Origin of the sequence: Algoriphagus sp. (assembly GCF_046296635.1) — a bacterium.
Classification (GTDB): domain Bacteria; phylum Bacteroidota; class Bacteroidia; order Cytophagales; family Cyclobacteriaceae; genus Algoriphagus.
In genome coordinates, this window is record NZ_JBKBKZ010000002.1 from 135,488 (window position 1) to 155,884 (window position 20,397).

Genomic DNA, 20,397 nt, shown 5'->3' on the forward strand with positions numbered 1-20,397 from the left:
TGACAAATCACGACTTAAACCAAAATTCAATAACCCATGAAATATCTTTTCTCCCTTTTGATACTCGCCGGCTTGGCAAGTTGCTCGACTGAAAAAAAATCTGATAAGCCTCAGTTCCTTGACATTTCCGTAGAAATGGATACAGTAAAAGTTGATGCCGGTGATGAGCTGATTTATGTCAATTGGAGTCTATCTTCTTCTGGGGAATCTCCTGATGGTAAATACTTATACAATTTCAAACGTACTAAGCCGATCGCTTTGGAAATTTTGAATCTGGAAACCCTTAACCTAGAAAAGATTGTTCCCATGGATTTGGAAGGACCCAATGGTTTGGGGACAGAATATATTTCAAAAGTTCACCCCACTCCTAAGGGAAATTTCATTTTCCGTGATGGATACCAAGTTTCTACTTTTGATAATGATCTAAAAAAAATCAGCTCTTATATACTTGATAAGGAAGAATTTATTCTGAAATCTCTCCCTGAAGGTCTCAGAGTTTGGCTTGATCAAGCCTTGTCCGATGATGGGAAAGTTTTAGCGGCATTCTATGGAGGTCAAAATATGACTGATCCGAAAGAGGGATTGATTGTAATTGATTTTGAAGCTCAAAAAGCGCAGATTTTTCCATTGGAATCGCTTAAAACTTGGAAAAAATATCAGACAACATTCCTATACAATGGAGAACATCCTGTTAATGCAACCTTCCCACCGAACAATCTATTGGTAACGGGTGAATCAGTGGTATTCTCAATCGGAGCAGAAAATAAGGTTTACTTTCTGGATTTGAAGACTGACTCGATCAGTTCCAAAACATATGGAAGCCAGTTTACTAGCCAGGTTTCACAGGCTTTATTTCCTGAAACTGTGGACTCGGAAGAAAAATTTCAGGAAATTTTCAAAGAAAAGCTGAATGAAGTCCGATATGGGAATTTTCATTTTGACGAAAAAAATCAGGTTTACTGGAGATTTACCATGGAGTCTCCAAAAGCTGTGCTTACTGCATTTTCTACTGATTTCGAACAACTGGGCGAAATTCTTCTGGATGAGAAATTTAAATTGCCCTCAAAAGTTTTTGTCCGTGATGGAATGATTTACACTTTCCTTAATCAGGATGATGAAGTGTATTTCGTTAGGCTTAAACCTCAAATAAAGTATTAAACCAATCCCAGCCTTTTCTTTACAGTCAGCAGATTTTCTTGTTTTTTTGGCTCGCGGTGCTTTTGGCAGTACTCAGTGTGAAAATGGTGCTTTTGCATAAAAACCAACTGCAATTCGTCCCAAGCCTGCTCTGTAAAATCCGGATTGAAGTGCTTCAACTCTTCAAAAAGGGTTTTGCCGATTTTCTCAAAAAGATCGGTACCCAAGTATTCCAAATCGGCATCTGCGAGGATGTTTTCCAAAAGTGAGGTTGGGCTTTGCGGGATTTTGGTGGCCATGATCATCCCGTAGATTTTTTGAAGTTCTTCGTTCGTATAAGCTTCTTCCAGATAGCCTCTTGCGATTTTGCAACCCTTTTCCTCGTGGTCTTTTGGATTGTCGATAAAGCCTGTATCGTGAAAAAGCGCAGCCAACTTCAACAAATGAAGGTCATTGGCCGAGACTTTCAGTTCTTTTGCCAGAAAAATAGCTTTCTCTATTACGTAAGCCGTATGCTCCAGATTGTGATACGTCAGGTGCTTAGGCAATTTTGCCAGAATTTCCTGATAGACCGTATGTTGAATTTCCTCAAATACCATCAGCTGTGTTTTTTACCGACCCTTTTGATCACTCCTCCTTTTACTTCCTTGATCGTCTGTACATAAAAGAATGCTTTCGGGTCTATTTGTTGAATTGCCTCTTTCATTCGGTGAACTTCCAGCCTAGTCACCACTGTCATGATAATATCACAGGGATGTTTGATATGAAATGTTTCTGGAAGATAACCTCTTTCACCTTTATAAACTGATATTGCCTTTCCAAATTCCTTTACAATAAGCTCTTTTACTTTGTCATCCTCTCTTGATATAATGGTCAAAGCAGTGTACTCTTCAAATCCCTCCACCACGTAATCAGTCATCTTGATTGCTGTGAAGTAGGTCAGTATGGAATATAGAGCAGCATCAGTGCCAAAATAAACTGCAGCGGCTAACATGATAATAGAATTTAGGAAAACTGTGATTTCACTGCCTGAAAAAGCCGAATTTTTCTGAACATATTCCGTGATAACCTCAAAACCATCAATCAAACCTCCACCACGAATAATAAGCCCAATCCCGGTGCCCATTAAAACCCCACCAAATACTGCTATCAGCACTTTATCCTCTGTGAAAGGGGTGATTTCCATAAATTCCAACACCACAGTCAGAAGAAGAACTGAGAATGTAGATTGAACAGCAAAGGTTTTACCTATTTTTTTCCAGCCAATCCAAAGAAAAGGGATGTTGATCAAAACCAAGAGTAGGTTTAAATTCACACCGAATCTAAGATTGACGATAATTGCAATGCCAGTAACGCCCCCATCCAAAAATTTATTTGGAAGCATAAAAGCTTCAAGTGCAACAGCTGCGCAGAGTACACCGATTATGATATAAAAAAGAGATGCGGGATCGAAGACTGCTTTCCAATCGATTTTCTGCCTGGATGATATCATTCCCGCATTTTATTTAAAAAGTACATGTATTGCAATCTTCATATTTCCTGAAAATTTAATCAAAATCCTAGGTTGCCCAAATATTCTACAGCGGAAACTTTAAGGAAAGTAGAAATAATCTTTGTTTTTTGGAAAGTTGAGGCAAATTCTTATCCCAAGCGTGGCAAGCTAAGCTTATATTTCATGGCAATCATGCGAATACTGATGATCAGCGACATGGAAATAAGCATATTGTAGTTTCGTTCCACTCCATAATTATATAGAATCAAATAGAGAATCGCACCGACCAAACAGGCTGAGGCATACACTTCTTTTCGGAATAGAATCGGAATTTCATTGGTGAGGGTATCTCGGATTACTCCTCCCATTACCGCTGAAAACATTCCCATGATCGCCGCTATTTCAGGCCTTACGCCCAAACTCAGGGCTTTTTCCACACCCAAAACGGTGAAAAATCCAATCCCTAAGGTGTCAAAGAGAAAAAATGTTTTACGGAGTTTGCTGAGAATAGCCGGAAATAAAAAGGCAGTTAGAATTCCTGCCAAGATCGCATAAAGCACCTGCACATTTCCAATCCAAACCAAAGGATGACTGTCCAATAAAATATCACGAAGCGTTCCTCCGCCGATTGCAGTGATAAATCCTGTAAATCCAGCACCGAATAGGTCGTGCTCTTTCTCTCGGATAGCCAATGCCCCCGAAATCGCAAATACAAATGTTCCGGTAAGTTCAAGTCCGTATTGAAGATCCATGGGTTAGAAAGGGGATTGAGATGTGGAAGATATTGAATTGGAGTATAGGGTGAAATGGCTTGGAAGAAACAAGACCCTTCAAAATGCTCAATTACCAATGTTCAATTACCAATTTTCAAGTAGGAGGTATGTAACCTTGAAAATTGAACTTTGAATTTGATAATTGAACATTGTCCTGTCTTGCGTCTTAAATCTAAAGTCTCTCCTCACTCTTTCTCCATCACAAACACCCCCATCGCCCGCTGTCCATGTACCAAGACAGATTTTGGGTTTTCTAAATGTCGGAAACCCATTTTCTCCAACTTATCCACATGTGCCTGAGTAAGCAAAAATCGCTCTGATCCGTCAGGAAGGAAGAATTTACCGTTTCTAAAGTCTTCACTTTCTTCTAATATGCCTCCAAAACCTGTCGTCATTCGAAACCAAAAAATCCCGCCGGGTTTAAGAACGCGATTGATTTCCGTGATCATTTGCCAGAAGTTATCCACATTTTCAGCGAAGTGTAAAACTGCCGAACAGATCACCACATCAAAAGCTTCTATGTGAAATGGAATTTTTTCCAGTCTCCCAACTTGAAATCGATGTGCATCAAATTCAGGATTTAAGCTTTTGGAAAGAAATCGACAATATTGGACTGCAACTTCATTTGGATCGATTCCATAGATCTGATAGCCTTTTTGGATAAAATACACGGTATTGCGTCCTTCTCCACAGCCTGCGTCCAGGATTTTCATTTCTTTGGTAAATCTCCCTTTCAGAATTTGATCCAGCAAGTAGATATCCACATTGCCTAAAAGTCGATTTAGTTCAGTTATTTCCATTTTCCAATTTGTCCAGTGCTTCTTTAGCTTTTTGTCGTCCGATTTCTATCATCTCCGGTGCTCGATGAAACTCCAGTGTTCCAGCTTGTTTTCGTGAAACGCGAATCGTCACATCAACAGGATATTTTTCGATCAACAATTCACAAAAGCGATCTTGAAGTAAGTCAAATGATCTGGTCAGAAGGTTGATGGAACTGAGTGAAGTTGGTTTTTCCACTTTAATTTCTTCAGGGAAATAGTGTCGCATCTTATCCCGATAATCTTTCAGCCAACCTGGCATTGACAAATAACGGTTTCCTTTTTCATCTTTTTTTGGAGCTTCGACATAATGAATATCTGGCCCATTGACTTCCACGACTACCAACATTCGATTTTCATGGGTAGAAATCAGAGAAATAGGAACGGGATTCACCACTCCACCATCAATAAATTCATGTCGGTGATGCCGTGCAGGCTGAAAAACAGAGGGAATACTACCTGAAGCCCGAATTGCACCATAAAGACTCCCCTCACGAAAAATCACTTCCCTCCCCGTCTTGTAATCCACCGCATTGCAGGAAAATGGAATCGACAAATCTTCAATTTGACAGTCTTTGACCACTTTTTTTAATGCATTGTAGACTTTTTCTCCTTTTATAAAGCCCCGACTGGAAAAAGTGAAGTCCATCAAAGAAAAGACATCTACCCGATCAAGATTGCAAATCCAATCTTTGAATTCGGGCATTTTTCCTGCCGCATACATACCGCCTACCAAGGCTCCGGCTGAGCAACCTGCAATCTCGGCAATCTCGTAGCCACGACTTTCCAACTCCTCAATCACACCGACATGCGCCAATCCTCTCGCACCGCCGCTGCTCAAAACCAATGAAACTGTTTTCTTTTTTGACATATCTTTAGTGCTGGAAAAAACTTTAATTTAGACTAAAAATTATCTGCTAAACTAAGCATTATGAGCGAATTTAAACCCTTCCACCTAGCTTTCCCTATTCGGGACATTGCCGAAACCCGCGCTTTCTATGGAGATTTACTGGGGTGTGATATCGGGCGCAGTACTGATAAGTGGATCGATTTCAACTTCTTCGGACATCAGCTATCCGCTCACATCAAACCTGAAGAACTCGCCAATGCAAAGACAAATGAAGTTGACGGAAAGAATGTTCCCGTTCGTCATTTCGGCGCAATTCTAGGTTGGGAAGAATGGCACGAACTTGCGGATAAGCTAAAATCCCACGGAATGGAGTTCGTAATCGAGCCATATATTCGATTCAAAGGCGAAGTTGGAGAGCAGGCGACGATGTTTTTCCTGGATCCTTGCGGAAATGCATTGGAGTTCAAGTCATTCCAAGATCCAACACAGATTTTTGCTAAATAAAGACTGAATTGAGAAATCATTACCTAGATACCGGAATCGGTCGGATGATCGAGATTGACGGAAAAGAATATTTCTATTTCAGCGGAACCTCCTATCTAGGGATGGCCCAAGACATGGATTTTTTGGATATTCTGGCCAATAACCTTTTCGAATATGGAGCTAACCATGGACAAAGTAGAAACAACAACATTCGGCTTCGAGTATTTGAAGAGTTTGAGGAATCCTTTTCCATTTCGGTCAATGCTGGAGGTGCAGCCGTGCTAAGTTCTGGATATTTGGCAGGAATCGCAGCATCCAAATCGTTAACTGGAGAGGCAGATGAAATTTGGATAGCCCCTGATTCGCATTCCGCTATCGTACCAGATGGCCATATGCCTTCTGCTCAATTAGATTTTTTACAATGGAAAAATGACTGTTTAGCTAATTCTGAGAAGCTTTCACCAAGGAAAATTCTCATCATAGGAAATGCCCTAAATCCTATACTTTGCGAGATTCACGACTATAGTTGGGTTAGAGAAATCGCAAATAAGCATCAGGTTTGTCAACTCATTGATGATAGTCATGCCTTTGGTACGCTAGGGTCTAGCATCTATGGTACTTATGACCAATGGGCAGACCCTCGGATTGACTTAGTGATTACAGGTTCCTTGGGCAAGGGTTTGGGTTTACCGGCAGGTATTATTTTGGGCTCTGCTCTGCAAATCCAAAAAATTAAAGCTACGCCCTTATTTGGAGGAGCATCTCCGGGTTCTCCAGCTCATTTGAGGACTTTTTTGGAAATGGAAGATCGATATTTGGAGAAAAAAGGCTGGCTTGAAGATGCCTGCGGGATCTTTGCTCAAGAAACGGCCAACATCACACAAATCAAGGGGAGCAAACTGTTTCCGGCGTTTGCTTATACGGAAGATGCCTGGGTCAGAGAATTTGAAAAAGCTGGAATTATTACTTCCTCATTTTCATATCCGACTGCCAATAGTCCGAGCGTGAATCGGATAGTAATTTCCGGGTTTCATGAACTGGATGATTTGATGTATCTCAATGGAATTATTCAAAACCTAGCAAAATGACTAGATACCTCTTCCTATTTATTTTAGCGACTCTATCTGTTTTTTCATGTTCCGAAAAGCAGAATGCGCCATTTCAATCTGATTTGGAGAATTACCCAACCTTGAAAAAGGTCTTGGAAGATTCCTCCAAATACCAAGTTCAGATCCTCTACACGCAAATCGACCGGAATGAACATGTTAATCCCTTGATGACAACTTTCCAGTTTAATTTGGATGATGAGCGCTATTTTTATCCGGCATCTACAGTGAAGTTGCCGATTGCATTATTGGCTTTGGAATGGCTGGAGGAACAAAATATAAAAGGCTTGACTGCTGAGACCATCATGTTGACCGATTCTGTTAGGCCATCTCAATTTGCGGCTTTGGTGGATAGCACGGCTGAATCAGGCATGCCGAGCATTGCTTATTACATCAAGAAAATTCTGTTGGTTTCTGACAATGATGCATTCAATCGACTTTATGAATTGCTAGGTCAGGATTTCATCAATCAGAAACTGAAGGAAAAAGGACTGACTCACACAGTGATCAATCACAGACTCAGTATGCCCATGAGTCCTGAAGAAAATCGGCAATTCAATCCCATTCGATTTGTGGATAAGTCCGGAAATGTGATTCTAGAAATTCCAGCGAGAAGTACTGAAACTGTGTATTCAAACGCCGATAAACCGATAATAGGTAAGGCATATTTCTCAGGAGATTCTTTGATCAATGAGCCTTTGAACTTTACCTTCAAGAATAAGTTTTCGATTTCAGATTTTGACGGGGTGCTGAAACGTATCGTTTTTCCTCAAGCATTCCTTGGAATCGAGCGATTTGAAATCAATGAGGAACATCGGAACCTTGTACTAAAGTACATGAGTATGTTTCCGGGGGAAAGTGATTTTCCTAGTTATCCACAGTCGGAGTACACCGATAGCTACTCCAAGTTTTACAAATTTGGACTGGATAAAAATCCAATTCCTTCCCAGTTTCGAATCTTTAATAAGACAGGTTGGGCTTATGGTCACTTGATTGACGGCAGCTATTTTGTTGATTTTGAGAATGGTGTCGAATTCTTTGTGACAGCAGTAATCTACACTAATGAAAATCAGACTTTGAATGATGATACCTACGAAACAGAAGAGATCGGCCTTCCCTTTTTCACTGAGTTGGGAGAATACTTGTTTCAAAGAGAGTTGAAGCGAAAAAAGCAGATTCCTGCGGATTTGAAAGGGATAAAGTTTGATTATTAGGGACAAAAGCTAAAGCATTTTTTTGCCACGAACCTGCCTGACGGTAGGCGGGCATGACCGATAAGGAATCGAGGTTTTTTTCGACACCCTCTGGGGTCGTTGGGAATATTTTACACATTCCTGTTCCACGGTTTTCACCCGCGGTTACGCCATGCCTGTGCGCCTGTGGCGTAGCGCACAAGTATTCAGAAGTTTGACCCCTGTCGGGTTCAGATTTTTATTATTTACCGAAAGGATTGATTAATGATGAAGAAAAACGATCCTGAAAAGATCGAACTTCTCAATAGCCCTAGGTGCAACCTAGGGAAACGAAGAATTAAATATTTACATGACAACCCCGAATGGGGTTGAACTTTCCGGAAATCCAATCCTCCTTTTCCTCTATAGGTAAATCCTCCCATTTCCTTCTTTAGTAATTTGTAAGTAGTCAGTGGAGATTTGTGAATTAACAGAACTTACTACTTACTTTTTACCACTTACAAAACCCTTAGCGCCTTCCCTACTGAAAACTGAAACTGCCTTTTTGACGCTATTCGCATTTTCTTTCCCTGAAAAGCCCAATTCTTCTATCTTTGTGCCTTGTTTTGAGCGGGATGCCCCGCGTGAGGGATAGAAGCGGCATCCCGTCTCCCCGATGACAATCGGGGAGACGGGATACAGCGGATAGCCCGACCCCGGCTTTTTCTGCCGGGGGCACGCCCAAAAGCACCTTTTCTTCAAGTTTATCATACCCACGAAATTGAAAACGTACCAGGAATTTAAGCAGGTCAACTACCCACAGATCGGGGAAGATGTCCTTCAGTATTGGAAAGAGAATCAGATCTTTGAGAAGTCGATCGCCAACAGAGAGGGTGCGGAGACTTTTACTTTTTTTGAAGGGCCGCCTTCGGCAAATGGTACGCCGGGAATTCACCACGTGATGGCACGTGCGCTGAAGGATATTTTCTGCCGCTACAAGACGCTGAGAGGTTTTCAGGTAAAGCGAAAAGGCGGATGGGATACGCATGGATTGCCTGTGGAGCTTCAAGTGGAAAAGGAATTGGGCATCACCAAAGAAGATATCGGCAAGAAAATCTCTGTCGAGGAGTACAATAAAAAGTGCCGGGAGACGGTGATGCGATTCAAGCATGAGTGGGACGATCTGACTGAGAAAATCGGCTATTGGGTGGATCTGGACGATCCGTACATCACGTTTGATTCCAATTACATCGAGAGTTTGTGGGCACTGCTTCGCAAGCTTTATGATAAAGGCCTGCTCTACAAAGGCTACACCATCCAGCCTTTCTCCCCCGCAGCGGGAACGGGATTGAGTTCGCACGAACTTAACCAACCGGGTACCTACAAGGATGTCAAAGACACCTCAATCACGGCTCAGTTTAACCTGAAAAGGGAAGAGAATACCTTCATCCTTGCTTGGACTACGACGCCTTGGACATTGCCCTCCAACTCAGCTTTGGCTATTGGAGAAAATCTGGATTATGTAAAAGTGAAAACTTTCAATCCCTACACTTACGAGGCTGGGAATGTGATTTTGGCGAAAGCCAGAATGAGTGCATACTTCAATCCAAAGGCCGCTGAACTGAAGCTGGAAGACTATCAACCGGGCGATAAATTGATCCCTTACGAAGTCATCGAGGAGTTCAAAGGCAAAACTATGCTGGGTTGGGAATATGAGCAACTGTTCCCGATAGCGGAATTGGCATTACCTCATCCTGCTTTTACCGTCATTTCCGGTGACTATGTAACCACCGAAGATGGTACTGGAATCGTGCACTTGGCCAAGGCTTTTGGTGCCGATGACTTTCGGACTTTGGTGCAGAATAATGTGCCGGGGGTATTCGTGAAGGACGAACTCGGAAATGAGATTCCTGTTGTGGACAGACAAGGTAAATTTCTTCCTGTAGTCGGAGAATACCTTTCTGAGAAGATGAAAGAACATGGAATCACCGCCCACAAAGAATATGGAGTGGATGATTTCTTTGTGAAAAATTACCCGAAGGATGATGAAACAGTCCCTGACTACAAAAACACTGACGTCATCATTTCCATCATTCTGAAAAATGAAAACAAGGCCTTCAAGGTCGAAAAATACGAACACACTTATCCGCATTGCTGGAGAACTGATATGCCGATCCTCTACTATCCGCTGGAAAGCTGGTTTATCAAAACCACAGCCTACAAGGAACGGATGGTCGAGCTCAACAAGACGATCAACTGGAAGCCTGAAGCGACCGGAACGGGTCGATTTGGCAACTGGTTGGAAAATCTAGTGGACTGGAACCTCAGCCGATCCCGTTTTTGGGGAACGCCGCTACCGATCTGGAGAACAAGTGACGGAACGGAAGAGAAATGCATCGGCTCAATTGCAGAATTGAATGCTGAAATCGAGAAGTCGGTAGCTGCCGGTTTCATGGCAAAATCTCCTTACGAAGGAAAGGAACTCGATCTCCACAGACCTTTTGTGGATGATGTAATCTTGATCTCGGACAAGGGTGAAAAGATGTTCCGAGAGACGGACCTAATCGATGTTTGGTTCGATTCAGGTGCGATGCCGTATGCGCAGTGGCACTATCCTTTCGAAAATGAGGAAATCTTCAACGCCAACTATCCTGCAGATTACATCGCCGAAGGCGTGGATCAGACACGGGGTTGGTTCTTTACGCTTCATGCGCTTGCTGTGATGCTATTTGACAGCGTAGCATTCAAAAATGTGATTGCAAACGGACTTGTCCTGGACAAAAACGGCAACAAAATGTCCAAGCGTTTGGGCAATGCAGTTGATCCATTCAAGACCTTGAAGGAATATGGACCGGATGCCTTACGCTGGTACCTGATCAGCAACGCCAATCCATGGGATAACCTGAAGTTCAACTTAGATGGCGTGGCTGAAGTGCAGCGTCGATTCTTTGGCACACTACAGAATACCTATAATTTCTTTGCACTCTACGCCAACTTGGATGCTTTCGTCTATGACAAGTCCAAGTCTGTCCCGGTCACCGATCGAGCGGAACTCGATCAGTGGATCATCTCCAAGCTTCAATCCCTCATCAAAGAGGTGGAGGATGCGATGGACAATTATGATTCGACTAAGGCGACTCGCGCGATCATGAATTTCACCGTAGATCAGCTTTCCAATTGGTATGTGCGACTGGCGAGAAAACGATTCTGGAGAGGGGATATGAATGCGGACAAGCAGGCAGCTTATGAGACGTTGTATGAAAACTTACTCAGTCTGACGCAATTGATGTCTTCATTTGCTCCATTCTATGCGGATTGGATGTACAAAAACCTCCACGAAACCAGTGAAAACGGACTTGAGTCTGTACACTTGACAGATTGGGTTTCGGTGGATCATTCCCTGATCAATACCGACCTGGAGGAAAGTATGGATTTGGCACAGACCATTTCTTCATTGGTTCACTCGTTGCGCAAAAAAGAAAAGATGAAAGTTCGTCAGCCACTTCAGCGAATCCTGATTCCGGTTTTGTCAAAGAAAACTCAAGCTCAAATCGAGCATGTGCAGGAGTTGATCAAATCAGAAGTCAATATCAAGGCTATCGAGTATTTGGATGACGCTTCCGGTATTTTAGTGAAAAACGTGAAACCTAACTTACCGCTTTTAGGTAAGAAACTGGGTCCAAAAATGCGATTTGTTGTTGCTGCTATTAATGCTTGGGGACAGGAGGAAATCGGACAAATCGAGCGAGAAGGTAAAATCGGTGTTCAAGTCGAAGGAGAACCTATCGAGCTTTCTTTGGAGGAGGTATTGATTACCTCACAGGATATTCCGGGCTGGTCTGTAGCTTCTGATCAAGGTGTTACTGTTGCACTGGATGTGACATTGACCGATGAATTGAAGCAAGAAGGCGTGGCCCGTGATTTAGTCAATCGCATCCAAAATCTCCGCAAGGAAATGGGATTGGAAGTGCAGGATAAAATCAGGATTATTGTGTCCGAGGAGAAGGACTTGGTGAAAGCTTCAGTTTCTTCTTTCGGAGAATATATTCAATCCGAAACTCAGGCTGTAACCTTAAATCTAGGCCATGTAACCGATGGAACAGTGTTGGATATGGATGACTTTGAATTGGCTGTAAAAGTAGAAAAGGCTTAAGCCTGTATCACAGATGAACAACTACGTAAAATATTTCGGGATCGCATTTCTGGTGATCGCCATCGATCAGATTGTCAAAATGCTAGTTCATTTTGAGATGGATTTTGGTACTCCGGGTCAGATTCCGATTTTTGGCGACTGGTTTAAGCTGCATTACACCACCAATCCAGGCATGGCCTTCGGGATGGAACTCGGCTCGGAATACGGTAAAATGATTCTGACTTCATTTCGTTTGGTAGCCATGGTCGGCATAGGCTACTATTTATATTATATCATTGAAAAGAAAAATCATCCAGTTTATATACTCTGCATTGCTATGATTCTGGGTGGAGCGATCGGTAATTTAGTAGATTCTGTTTTTTACGGAGTATGGCTAAATAATGCTCCGTACAATGCTCCGACGCCTTGGTTTCATGGGCAAGTGGTCGATATGTTTTATTTTGATATTTGGGAAGGATATATTCCAGAATGGGTCCCGCTTTGGGGCGGAAGTTATACGGCATTATGGCCAATATTCAATATCGCAGATGCATCTATATTCATCGGAGTAGCTATAATTTTAATTTATCAAAACAGATTTTTCCCCGACAAAAAGGAAGAACCCATCACTGAAGAGACCGAATCACTTTCCTGATTTTCAATAAAAAACTGATTCCTGGCCCGAAAATTCAAATTTTCGGGCTTTTTGCGTTTATTTTTCAAATATTATGGAGTTTTTTCAAAATGGAAGCACTTTTTCAGTAATTTCCATTTTGCATGTACAATACCCAATCTTAAAATAATTAAATATAGTTATCAGAATATTTCTCTATAGCTATATAGCGTATATATAACAGACGATGATAGTTAATTCTGATCAACCATTCCAAATAGTATATTCTATTTTCAGTCATGAATTTCTGGGGTTACTTTTTGAATCATTTGCAGTCCAATTGGATGATAAAGGAAGACTTTCTTTAGCTAATCAAAATATCAGTTCTGCAAATGCAGCTGAGTTTGATTCTGGTATGGATGAGTCAGATTATGAGCTGATCAAGTTAATGGATTCCATGCAGCCAGAGGTAGTGGTCAAACCCTACATGAAAAAAAACAATCTGAAGCCTAAGGATTTTTTAGCCAAGATTTACGATCCAAAAACAGCTGACCCCTCAATACAGGAACTTCTCGCCAAAAATCTGGAAATCAAGAGAGCCAAAATTCTTCCCTTACTCATCGGCAAGAGGCTTTTTGAAATGGGATCTGATAACAATCCTATCTGGAAGGAAATTACGGTCAATGCAGAACGAGCTACAGTTATTTTTCACTTTGATAAGGGTGAGTATAATACTCAATATTATCCTGTAGTGAAGTTCAGGGGAAAAAAGCTCGAGTGGCAACATAAAAACGGCTATCTGATTTGTAAAGATCCGGCTTGGCTGATTGTTGAACAGCAACTTTATCACTTCGAAAAGGGAATCGATGGCAAAAAGCTTCAGGCATTTCTGAATAAAAGCCGCATCATGATCGAGCGGCGATTTGAACTCGAATACTATCGGAAATTTGTCACGAACCTGATTACTCAGTTTGAAGTAATAGGCACCGGATTTCAAATTAATACCGAACAGGGCACTCCACAAGGTTTACTCGCCTTCAGTGAACTACCCGGAGGTGCCAAGGAAAATCTTTTTGGAGAAGAACTAGAGCACTTAAATGAAGATATTATTGTCTTTGAATTACGCTTTAAATACGGTGAATATGACTTTGGTATTTTATCCAAAGACGGTGAAAATAACGGAAATTCCTGTCGATTTGAGGAAAAGGATGGAGAGTTTACTTTTTGGAAAACGGTCCGTACACCTCAGGTAGAGAAGAAATTTGAGACCATTCTGAAGAAGGTAAAAATGGTCTTTACTAACGGGAAGTTTGCCTTGCCAAAAACTCAAGCCTTTGAATGGCTAGGAACCAATGAAGACTATCTCGAAGAACACAAAATCAAAGTCATACAGCGAAGTAATCTAAACGGTAAAACATTCCATGTTGGCAAAGCTCAAATCACCATAGAAGTCAATGAGAACATTGACTGGTTTGATGTCAAAGCATTGATCAAATTCGGAATTTATCTGGTGCCATTTGCAAAAATCCGGAAACTGATCATTCAGGGGAAATCCGAATTTGAGCTTCCAAATGGTGAGGTAGCAGTAATCCCCGCCTCTTGGTTTGTCAACTATTCCGAACTTTTCAATTTTATCGAAGAGCGCTCTTCAGAGGAACTCGTCCTTCGAAAGCATCACTTAGCATTTGCCCGAGAACTTCAAAATGGCGAATTAATCAGGTTGAATCTCAGCTTGAAGCTAGAGCGTCTGAGAAATTTTGATGCAATTGATGATTACCAGTTACCTGAAAGTTTTGAGGGAACTTTGAGACCTTATCAACATTCAGGTTACAATTGGCTTCGATTCCTCAATGATTACCAGTTTGGTGGTTGCCTTGCCGATGACATGGGACTCGGAAAAACGGTACAGACCCTGGCGCTTTTGGCACATGAGCGAGAGGAAAATCCTGGGTTTGCTTCGCTATTAGTGATGCCTACCTCCCTGATATACAACTGGGAATTGGAAGCCAAAAAATTCACACCTGAACTGAAAATTCTAGTCTATTCAGGAACCTCAAGAATAAAAGATCCCTGGAAGTTTCGAGGTTACGATATCGTCTTGACTTCTTATGGACTTGTACGACTTGATATAGATATCCTGAAAGATTTCTACTTCAACTATGTAATTTTGGATGAATCACAAGCCATCAAAAATCCAACGTCAAACATTGCAGTAGCGGTAAATAAGCTGAAAAGCAAACGCAGGTTGATCCTGACTGGTACGCCAGTCGAAAATGGCACAATGGATCTGTGGTCTCAAATGAACTTTGTAAATCCCGGACTCCTTGGCAATCAGAATTTATTCAAAAAGCAATATCTGATTCCGATTGAAAAACAAAACGATAAGGCGAAGGCGGTCAGGCTGAATGCCATGATCAAACCATTTATCCTTCGGAGACTGAAATCTCAAGTGGCTAAAGACCTACCGGAAAAGCTCACCAACGTGAAGTATTCGGATATGACTGCCGAGCAAGAGAAAGTCTATGAAGAGGTTAAAACCTACTATCGAGAAAAAATTATTGGGGAATTGGATGGTATGGGTCGCGGCTCGCAGCAGTTTACTTTGCTTCGTGGCTTAACTCAATTGCGACAAATCGCTAACCACCCAAAACTGGTTCGTGAAAACTATGAAGGAGAATCTGGCAAATTGGAAGACATCACTTACATGCTGAAGGAAACAATTTCTGAGGATCACAAAGTGCTTGTTTTTAGTCAGTTTGTGAGGCACCTGACCATCGTAAGGAAATATCTGGACGAACAAGGCATTCGTTATGCCTACCTCGATGGATCTACAAAAGACCGCCAAAAACAAGTCGAGAATTTCCAGGAAAATCCCGACATCAAAGTGTTTTTGATATCGCTAAAAGCTGGTGGAGTCGGACTTAACCTGACCAAAGCTGAATATGTCTTTTTACTGGATCCTTGGTGGAATCCTGCTGTGGAAGCACAGGCAATCGACCGTGCTCACCGGATTGGACAGGAAAACAAGGTTATCATCTACAAATTCATCACCCGAGGATCTGTCGAGGAAAAGATCATGGCCCTCCAGGATAGAAAGCTCGCACTCGCAGGTGAACTGATCAGCAATGAGGAAAGCTTCATGAAAAGCTTGGACAATGATGACATTCGGACGCTATTAGATTGAAAGATTTTAAGATTGGAAAATTAGAAGATTAGGGATTAAATGATTGTTTAATTTGCATTGTACGCACTATCAGCGGTTGTTGAATTTCATTTTGGTTACACCTCGACTTCGCTCGGTGACCAGTTTTCTTGTAATTTAGGGGGTAGAAGGAAAGGCGGCTGGCCGCCTTTCTTTCTACCCCTCGTTTAAATTATCAAATCCGGTGGCCGAGCGAAGTCGAGGCCGAAATGATTCTGGGTTAGTGGAAAATTAAATCCCACTAATCTTTATCATTTTGATTTTCAACTCTCTACCCAGACTTGACAATTCTTAACCATTTTTTATCGCAAGTTCTTAGCTTTTGATGTGGATATTTTTCTAATTTAATTCTAAAGAGTACCACTACAATTTTCCTGCGCATGCCTAGAGCCAAGTCCGATAAAGATCGGAAAATCTTTGTGCTGGACACATCCGTGATCCTATACGCACACAACTCCATCATGAATTTTGCTGAGCATAATGTGGTGATTCCTATCACCGTGCTGGAGGAACTCGATCAGTTCAAAAAAGGGAACGACACCAAAAACTTTGAAGCCCGGGAATTTATCCGACTGCTGGACAAACTGTCCAAAGATCAGCGGATCGATGAATGGGCTCCTTTAAATGGGAAGACCAGAGGGGACTTTAAGGTGATGATGTATCATCCTGAGAATGAGAAAAATGCCAATGTGATTTTTGGAGAGGACAAAAACGACCACAAAATTCTAAATGTCGCACTTCATCTTCAGGAAAAAGAAAAAACCCGAAAGGTAATTCTTGTCTCCAAAGACATCAACCTCCGACTGAAGGCAAAATCGCTCAATATCCAAGCTGAAGACTACGAAACGGGTAAAATCAAAAACATCACCGAGCTCGAGAACACCGGGAAGTATGTGATGGAGAATGTCGATCCGGATGCAATCAATAAATTGTATGAACAAGGATTCATTGAGGCGAAAACGATACTAGGCACTCGGAAGCGAAAGTCAAACGCATATTATATCCTCAAAAGCGATAAAAACTCAGTTTTGGCATTCTTCAATTCGGATGAGAATGTACTTGAGCGAGTAGACAAGCGATTGGCTTACAATATCAAGCCGAAGAACGCCGAGCAGACTTTTGCCCTGCATGCGATCATGAATCCTGACATCAAGCTGGTTTCGATTCAGGGTGTGGCTGGAACGGGAAAAACCCTTCTTGCCCTTGCAGGTGCTTTGGAACAGCGACGGGAATACAAGCAAATCTTCCTAGCCCGGCCAATTGTCCCACTTTCAAATAAAGACATCGGTTACCTACCGGGTGATATCAAGTCCAAGCTAAACCCCTACATGGAACCGCTATGGGACAACTTGAAGTTTATCCAAAACCAATACAAAGAGACTGACAAAGAATTCCAGAAAATCACTGAATTGGTCAATCAGGAAAAGTTGGTAATTCAGCCTTTGGCTTACATCCGTGGACGTTCGCTTTCCAATATCTTCTTTATCGTGGATGAAGCGCAAAACCTAACTCCGCATGAGATTAAAACGATTATCTCAAGAGCTGGAGAAAATACGAAGATCATCTTCACCGGAGATGTCTTCCAGATCGATACCCCATATTTAGATTCGCAGTCAAATGGTTTGTCCTACCTGATCGACCGAGTGAAAGACCATCCGCTCTATGCACATATCAAGCTGGAGAAAGGCGAGCGATCTGAGCTGGCTAACCTGGCGAATGAGTTGTTGTAAGATTTAGGTAAAATTTGCCAATAAAAAAGCTGTGAGATATTTCACAGCTTTTTTGTTTTTGTCACTTTCAACGGTTACCGCTCTACCCTGATTTGCTTACGGATCAGTCCATCTTTGTTTTCGATGTGTAGGTAGTAGAATCCGTTTTTGAGTTGGCTAAGATCTATTTTAATGGAAGGATTTTTGGTCGTTTCGGTTAAGATTATGCCTCCAACAGCATTATAGAGACTTACTTGATAAGGATCAATAACTTCAGACAATACAAACCCTTCAGCGTCCATCCATTCTAGGGTCAATTCATTAGATACTGGATTAGGATACATTCTTGGGCATGGATCACAGGAACCTGATGGTGTTACATACAAAAGCGAAGCTCCGCCTGTCCCACAAGGATTTACTCCCATCGCTTGAACATATCCCTGCGAATCTCCAACATTGGCGGTTATCAAAATATCATTTTGACCGGAATAGAATGACCAAGGCTGAGAACATCCTACACAGTAGGGAAGACTCCAAGTCATGGATGTCGCTCCAGATGGTAGATTATTGATATAATATGGCGTTAGACTACCCGGTCCAGGTGATGTATTTCCGGTAATTGGGCCTGGGGGCGCAGGAGCCTGAACCCATATCATTTTACTAAATTGAACTACTCCACATGATCGAGTAATTGTAAAAGTCAATTTTGCTTGGCCTCTTGTATTTGGATGATAAGGAGTAAGTGTCACTGACGTACCTGTACCGGATGTAGTACCCGAAAAAAGATTTGTCGGACTTGCAGTCCAAGAGATAGAACTTCCAGAAGGCGGGCTATTCAGTGTGTAGCTACTTGTCGAGCATAGATAACTTGTTCCAGAAATAGAACTATCTAAGCAATTACATAAGCAACTTGCATTCGCCACCGAATTCCGAATCACATTTCCAGGCTGAGTACCAAATCCCTTCGTAAAATTTACTCCCACACCCGGGATTTGATTACAGTAGCTCATAATTGTACCACCTCCTGATGGATGCCCTGGATTCCAGCAGGTCGTATTTACACATCCATCAATTGCAGTATTATTTCCGTTCCAAATACAAGCATGTGTATGCTGTGAGCCTAATAAATGCCCAAACTCGTGGGTCATTACCTTCACAGGTCTGCTATAGACTGGAATATTATTGAAAGTAGGGGTAATCTGAGCCACAGAAAGTTTTTTCCTTACTGACACATTACACAAGCCATCTCTTCCAGCGGCTATGCCCCCATTAACATTTCGAAAAGTTAATAATTGACCAAGGTCACCTTCAAAACTTGTTCTTGTATCCTTAAATTAATTAAGGAGGTCAAGCGTATTGGTTTCAGTATAAGGGTCAGTAGTATTCCACACAAAAATCTGGGAAATATAAGTACCGATATTTTCATTCTGATACAAGATCGCCACTTGGTTATATAAGGAGGTGACAAAAAGCTCAAGATTCTGTACACTGCCTTTATTTTGAAAAATATCAAACTCAGTTTCAAAATAGAACCTTACACATTTATCAGATGAGTTTATAGCTAATTTACTTTCTTGTGAAAGTACTTTAGGATCATAACTTTTGATTTGACTATCTGCCACATCATTTTCAAACTGCATGGGATTTGAAAAATCCATGACAGCAATATCATTTTCATTAAAAAACACAAACTTCTCCTCATTGGAAATAGAAGCAAAATTAAAATTTCCTTCTTCAGTTGCCACTAGACCAATTACTTCATCTTCAGAAAAGGTAAATGCAGCCAAACTTAATTCCTTATCTTTTACAACCCCTCTATAATGCTTTATATTCTGATTAGCACCAATTTTCTTTCCATCACTAGTAACGATATTGTAATTATAAAATGCACTAGGAACATGGAAAAGTTCAAGTGATATATCGCCTTTATTGGAAGGAATGTTTATCGAAATAGCTTCACCTAACCTTGAAAATAAAGACTTATCATAAGTGTAAAATGAGATATTACTCTCATCATTTGCATTACGCAATAATTTATAGTCTGGATCTGTTGATCTAAATATATTATTTACATCAACAAATTCAGTCCCAAGTATTTTTTGCTCGTTAACCTTATTCAATATAAGATTTTCCTGAGAAAAAGTATTGAAAGCATATAACGCTATCAAGAAAGTAATACTATATTTCGTGTTCATTTTCGTGATTTTAAAAATTGTTAATCTAAAACTTCAGCCACTCTATAAAAAATAAGTATTTCCCCATCCACATACGTACTATTTAATACCATTTTATCCTTTTCCACTAAGCATGGATGATCGAAGTTGCTTAATCGCAAAGTGGAGTTACCAAAATCAGCTAATTTTTCCCCATAATTAAAATCATATGTTAAATTTGAAAACATTGGCATCTCGGGATTGAAACCTTTTACTACAAAATTTCCATTTTCTAGAAAGGTATAAGCAATGTTATCACATGAAAAGTCTTGAGTAGTTTCTTTTCCTGTCTCCAAAACCAGAAATCTTCTACTTACCAATTGCCAGGTTCCAAGTACACTTTTGGGGTCACCATTGGTCTTATCAATAGGACAATTGGGCTTTTCATCCTCTGAGCATCCAAGGACAAGGATTAGGCAAAGAGGTAAAAAGTACTTTAAGGTGACTTTTTTTCTTAATAGATTCATTTCATTATTAGTCAAGTTTTTAAAAAAAGTTGGTGATCCCAACATCATTCAGTAGCTGCAAAAATCCAATTCCGGGTAAAAAAGCATCCCAAGAATTGAAACCATAGGCTGGAGCTATCAAAATTAGATCCTTATCTGAGTGCCTAGCATGATAAATCGATGTTAACTAAATAAATAGAAACTAAATTTCAAATTAAGTTTACGATTATTTCTTTGGTTTTTACTTTTGA

16 protein-coding genes and 1 pseudogene are annotated in these 20,397 nt (G+C 41.1%); 8 read left to right on the plus strand and 9 right to left on the minus strand.

Annotation, left to right across the window (positions count from 1 at the left end):
- Positions 1-36: 36 nt before the first annotated feature.
- Positions 37-1,158 (plus strand): DUF4221 family protein, encoded by a 1,122-nt coding sequence (locus tag ACK4HU_RS02735; RefSeq protein WP_409803313.1) that lies wholly within the window; start codon positions 37-39, stop codon positions 1,156-1,158.
- Here the strand turns inward: ACK4HU_RS02735 and ACK4HU_RS02740 are convergent.
- From ACK4HU_RS02740 to ACK4HU_RS02760, 5 genes are all read right to left on the minus strand, one after another.
- Entirely contained in the window at positions 1,155-1,736 is a 582-nt protein-coding gene (locus tag ACK4HU_RS02740; protein WP_409803314.1) for an HD domain-containing protein, read from the minus strand. The genes ACK4HU_RS02735 and ACK4HU_RS02740 overlap by 4 nt on opposite strands.
- Entirely contained in the window at positions 1,736-2,629 is an 894-nt protein-coding gene (locus tag ACK4HU_RS02745; RefSeq protein ID WP_409803315.1) for a YitT family protein, read from the minus strand. The genes ACK4HU_RS02740 and ACK4HU_RS02745 overlap by 1 nt, the downstream gene beginning before the upstream one ends.
- Before the next feature lie 149 nt (positions 2,630-2,778).
- Positions 2,779-3,381, minus strand: a complete 603-nt coding sequence (locus ACK4HU_RS02750) for a trimeric intracellular cation channel family protein (protein ID WP_409803316.1) — start codon at positions 3,379-3,381, stop codon at positions 2,779-2,781.
- 206 nt (positions 3,382-3,587) lie between these two features.
- Entirely contained in the window at positions 3,588-4,202 is a 615-nt protein-coding gene (locus ACK4HU_RS02755) for a class I SAM-dependent methyltransferase (protein ID WP_409803317.1), read from the minus strand.
- On the minus strand, positions 4,189-5,091 hold the full coding sequence (locus tag ACK4HU_RS02760) for a patatin-like phospholipase family protein (protein WP_409803318.1): 903 nt from the start codon (positions 5,089-5,091) through the stop codon (positions 4,189-4,191). Before ACK4HU_RS02760 ends, ACK4HU_RS02755 begins: the two co-directional genes overlap by 14 nt.
- 60 nt (positions 5,092-5,151) lie before the next feature.
- Between ACK4HU_RS02760 and ACK4HU_RS02765 the strand changes: the two genes are divergently transcribed.
- The 7 genes from ACK4HU_RS02765 (at position 5,152) to ACK4HU_RS02795 (ending at position 17,508) form a co-directional block, all read left to right on the plus strand.
- Complete coding sequence (locus ACK4HU_RS02765; RefSeq protein ID WP_409803319.1) at positions 5,152-5,574, plus strand: VOC family protein; 423 nt, start codon at positions 5,152-5,154, stop codon at positions 5,572-5,574.
- Positions 5,575-5,582: 8 nt separating this feature from the next.
- Complete coding sequence (locus ACK4HU_RS02770; RefSeq protein WP_409803320.1) at positions 5,583-6,641, plus strand: aminotransferase class I/II-fold pyridoxal phosphate-dependent enzyme; 1,059 nt, start codon at positions 5,583-5,585, stop codon at positions 6,639-6,641.
- Positions 6,638-7,873 carry a serine hydrolase gene (locus tag ACK4HU_RS02775; RefSeq protein ID WP_409803321.1) on the plus strand — a complete coding sequence of 412 codons (1,236 nt, stop codon included), beginning with the start codon at positions 6,638-6,640 and terminating at the stop codon, positions 7,871-7,873. Before ACK4HU_RS02770 ends, ACK4HU_RS02775 begins: the two co-directional genes overlap by 4 nt.
- Positions 7,874-8,612: 739 nt before the next feature.
- Complete coding sequence (ileS, locus tag ACK4HU_RS02780; protein ID WP_409803322.1) at positions 8,613-11,984, plus strand: isoleucine--tRNA ligase; 3,372 nt, start codon at positions 8,613-8,615, stop codon at positions 11,982-11,984.
- Between the two features lie 13 nt (positions 11,985-11,997).
- Positions 11,998-12,618 (plus strand): lipoprotein signal peptidase, encoded by a 621-nt coding sequence (locus ACK4HU_RS02785; protein WP_409803323.1) that lies wholly within the window; start codon positions 11,998-12,000, stop codon positions 12,616-12,618.
- A 205-nt stretch (positions 12,619-12,823) separates the two neighbouring features.
- Positions 12,824-15,760 (plus strand): DEAD/DEAH box helicase, encoded by a 2,937-nt coding sequence (locus tag ACK4HU_RS02790; RefSeq protein WP_409803324.1) that lies wholly within the window; start codon positions 12,824-12,826, stop codon positions 15,758-15,760.
- A gap of 398 nt (positions 15,761-16,158) precedes the next feature.
- Positions 16,159-17,508, plus strand: a complete 1,350-nt coding sequence (locus tag ACK4HU_RS02795; RefSeq protein ID WP_409803325.1) for a PhoH family protein — start codon at positions 16,159-16,161, stop codon at positions 17,506-17,508.
- 74 nt (positions 17,509-17,582) lie between these two features.
- Here ACK4HU_RS02795 and ACK4HU_RS02800 read toward each other — a convergent pair whose 3' ends face one another.
- The 4 genes and pseudogenes from ACK4HU_RS02800 to ACK4HU_RS02815 all read right to left on the minus strand — a co-directional run bounded on the left by ACK4HU_RS02800 (position 17,583) and on the right by ACK4HU_RS02815 (position 20,182).
- On the minus strand, positions 17,583-18,497 hold the full coding sequence (locus ACK4HU_RS02800; protein WP_409803430.1) for a T9SS type A sorting domain-containing protein: 915 nt from the start codon (positions 18,495-18,497) through the stop codon (positions 17,583-17,585).
- A pseudogene (locus tag ACK4HU_RS02805) lies at positions 18,492-18,788 on the minus strand (M12 family metallo-peptidase); the annotation flags it as partial. The gene ACK4HU_RS02800 and the pseudogene ACK4HU_RS02805, both read right to left, overlap by 6 nt.
- Positions 18,789-18,821: 33 nt before the next feature.
- The gene (locus ACK4HU_RS02810) at positions 18,822-19,682 is read right to left on the minus strand and encodes a hypothetical protein (protein ID WP_409803326.1); all 861 of its coding nucleotides are present in this window, start codon (positions 19,680-19,682) and stop codon (positions 18,822-18,824) included.
- A 20-nt stretch (positions 19,683-19,702) separates the two neighbouring features.
- On the minus strand, positions 19,703-20,182 hold the full coding sequence (locus ACK4HU_RS02815; RefSeq protein WP_409803327.1) for a hypothetical protein: 480 nt from the start codon (positions 20,180-20,182) through the stop codon (positions 19,703-19,705).
- Positions 20,183-20,397: the final 215 nt, after the last annotated feature.

Excerpts from the sequence above, each read along its gene's own strand:
- ACK4HU_RS02800 (WP_409803430.1), bottom strand. The coding sequence starts at position 18,497 with ATGAGCTACTGTAATCAAATCCCGGGTGTGGGAGTAAATTTTACGAAG.
- ACK4HU_RS02740 (WP_409803314.1), bottom strand. The coding sequence starts at position 1,736 with ATGGTATTTGAGGAAATTCAACATACGGTCTATCAGGAAATTCTGGCA.
- ACK4HU_RS02745 (WP_409803315.1), bottom strand. The coding sequence starts at position 2,629 with ATGATATCATCCAGGCAGAAAATCGATTGGAAAGCAGTCTTCGATCCC.
- ACK4HU_RS02750 (WP_409803316.1), bottom strand. The coding sequence starts at position 3,381 with ATGGATCTTCAATACGGACTTGAACTTACCGGAACATTTGTATTTGCG.
- ACK4HU_RS02790 (WP_409803324.1), top strand. The coding sequence starts at position 12,824 with ATGATAGTTAATTCTGATCAACCATTCCAAATAGTATATTCTATTTTC.
- ACK4HU_RS02795 (WP_409803325.1), top strand. The coding sequence starts at position 16,159 with ATGCCTAGAGCCAAGTCCGATAAAGATCGGAAAATCTTTGTGCTGGAC.
- ACK4HU_RS02755 (WP_409803317.1), bottom strand. The coding sequence starts at position 4,202 with ATGGAAATAACTGAACTAAATCGACTTTTAGGCAATGTGGATATCTAC.
- ACK4HU_RS02735 (WP_409803313.1), top strand. The coding sequence starts at position 37 with ATGAAATATCTTTTCTCCCTTTTGATACTCGCCGGCTTGGCAAGTTGC.
- ACK4HU_RS02760 (WP_409803318.1), bottom strand. The coding sequence starts at position 5,091 with ATGTCAAAAAAGAAAACAGTTTCATTGGTTTTGAGCAGCGGCGGTGCG.
- ACK4HU_RS02785 (WP_409803323.1), top strand. The coding sequence starts at position 11,998 with ATGAACAACTACGTAAAATATTTCGGGATCGCATTTCTGGTGATCGCC.
- ACK4HU_RS02810 (WP_409803326.1), bottom strand. The coding sequence starts at position 19,682 with ATGAACACGAAATATAGTATTACTTTCTTGATAGCGTTATATGCTTTC.
- ACK4HU_RS02775 (WP_409803321.1), top strand. The coding sequence starts at position 6,638 with ATGACTAGATACCTCTTCCTATTTATTTTAGCGACTCTATCTGTTTTT.
- ACK4HU_RS02765 (WP_409803319.1), top strand. The coding sequence starts at position 5,152 with ATGAGCGAATTTAAACCCTTCCACCTAGCTTTCCCTATTCGGGACATT.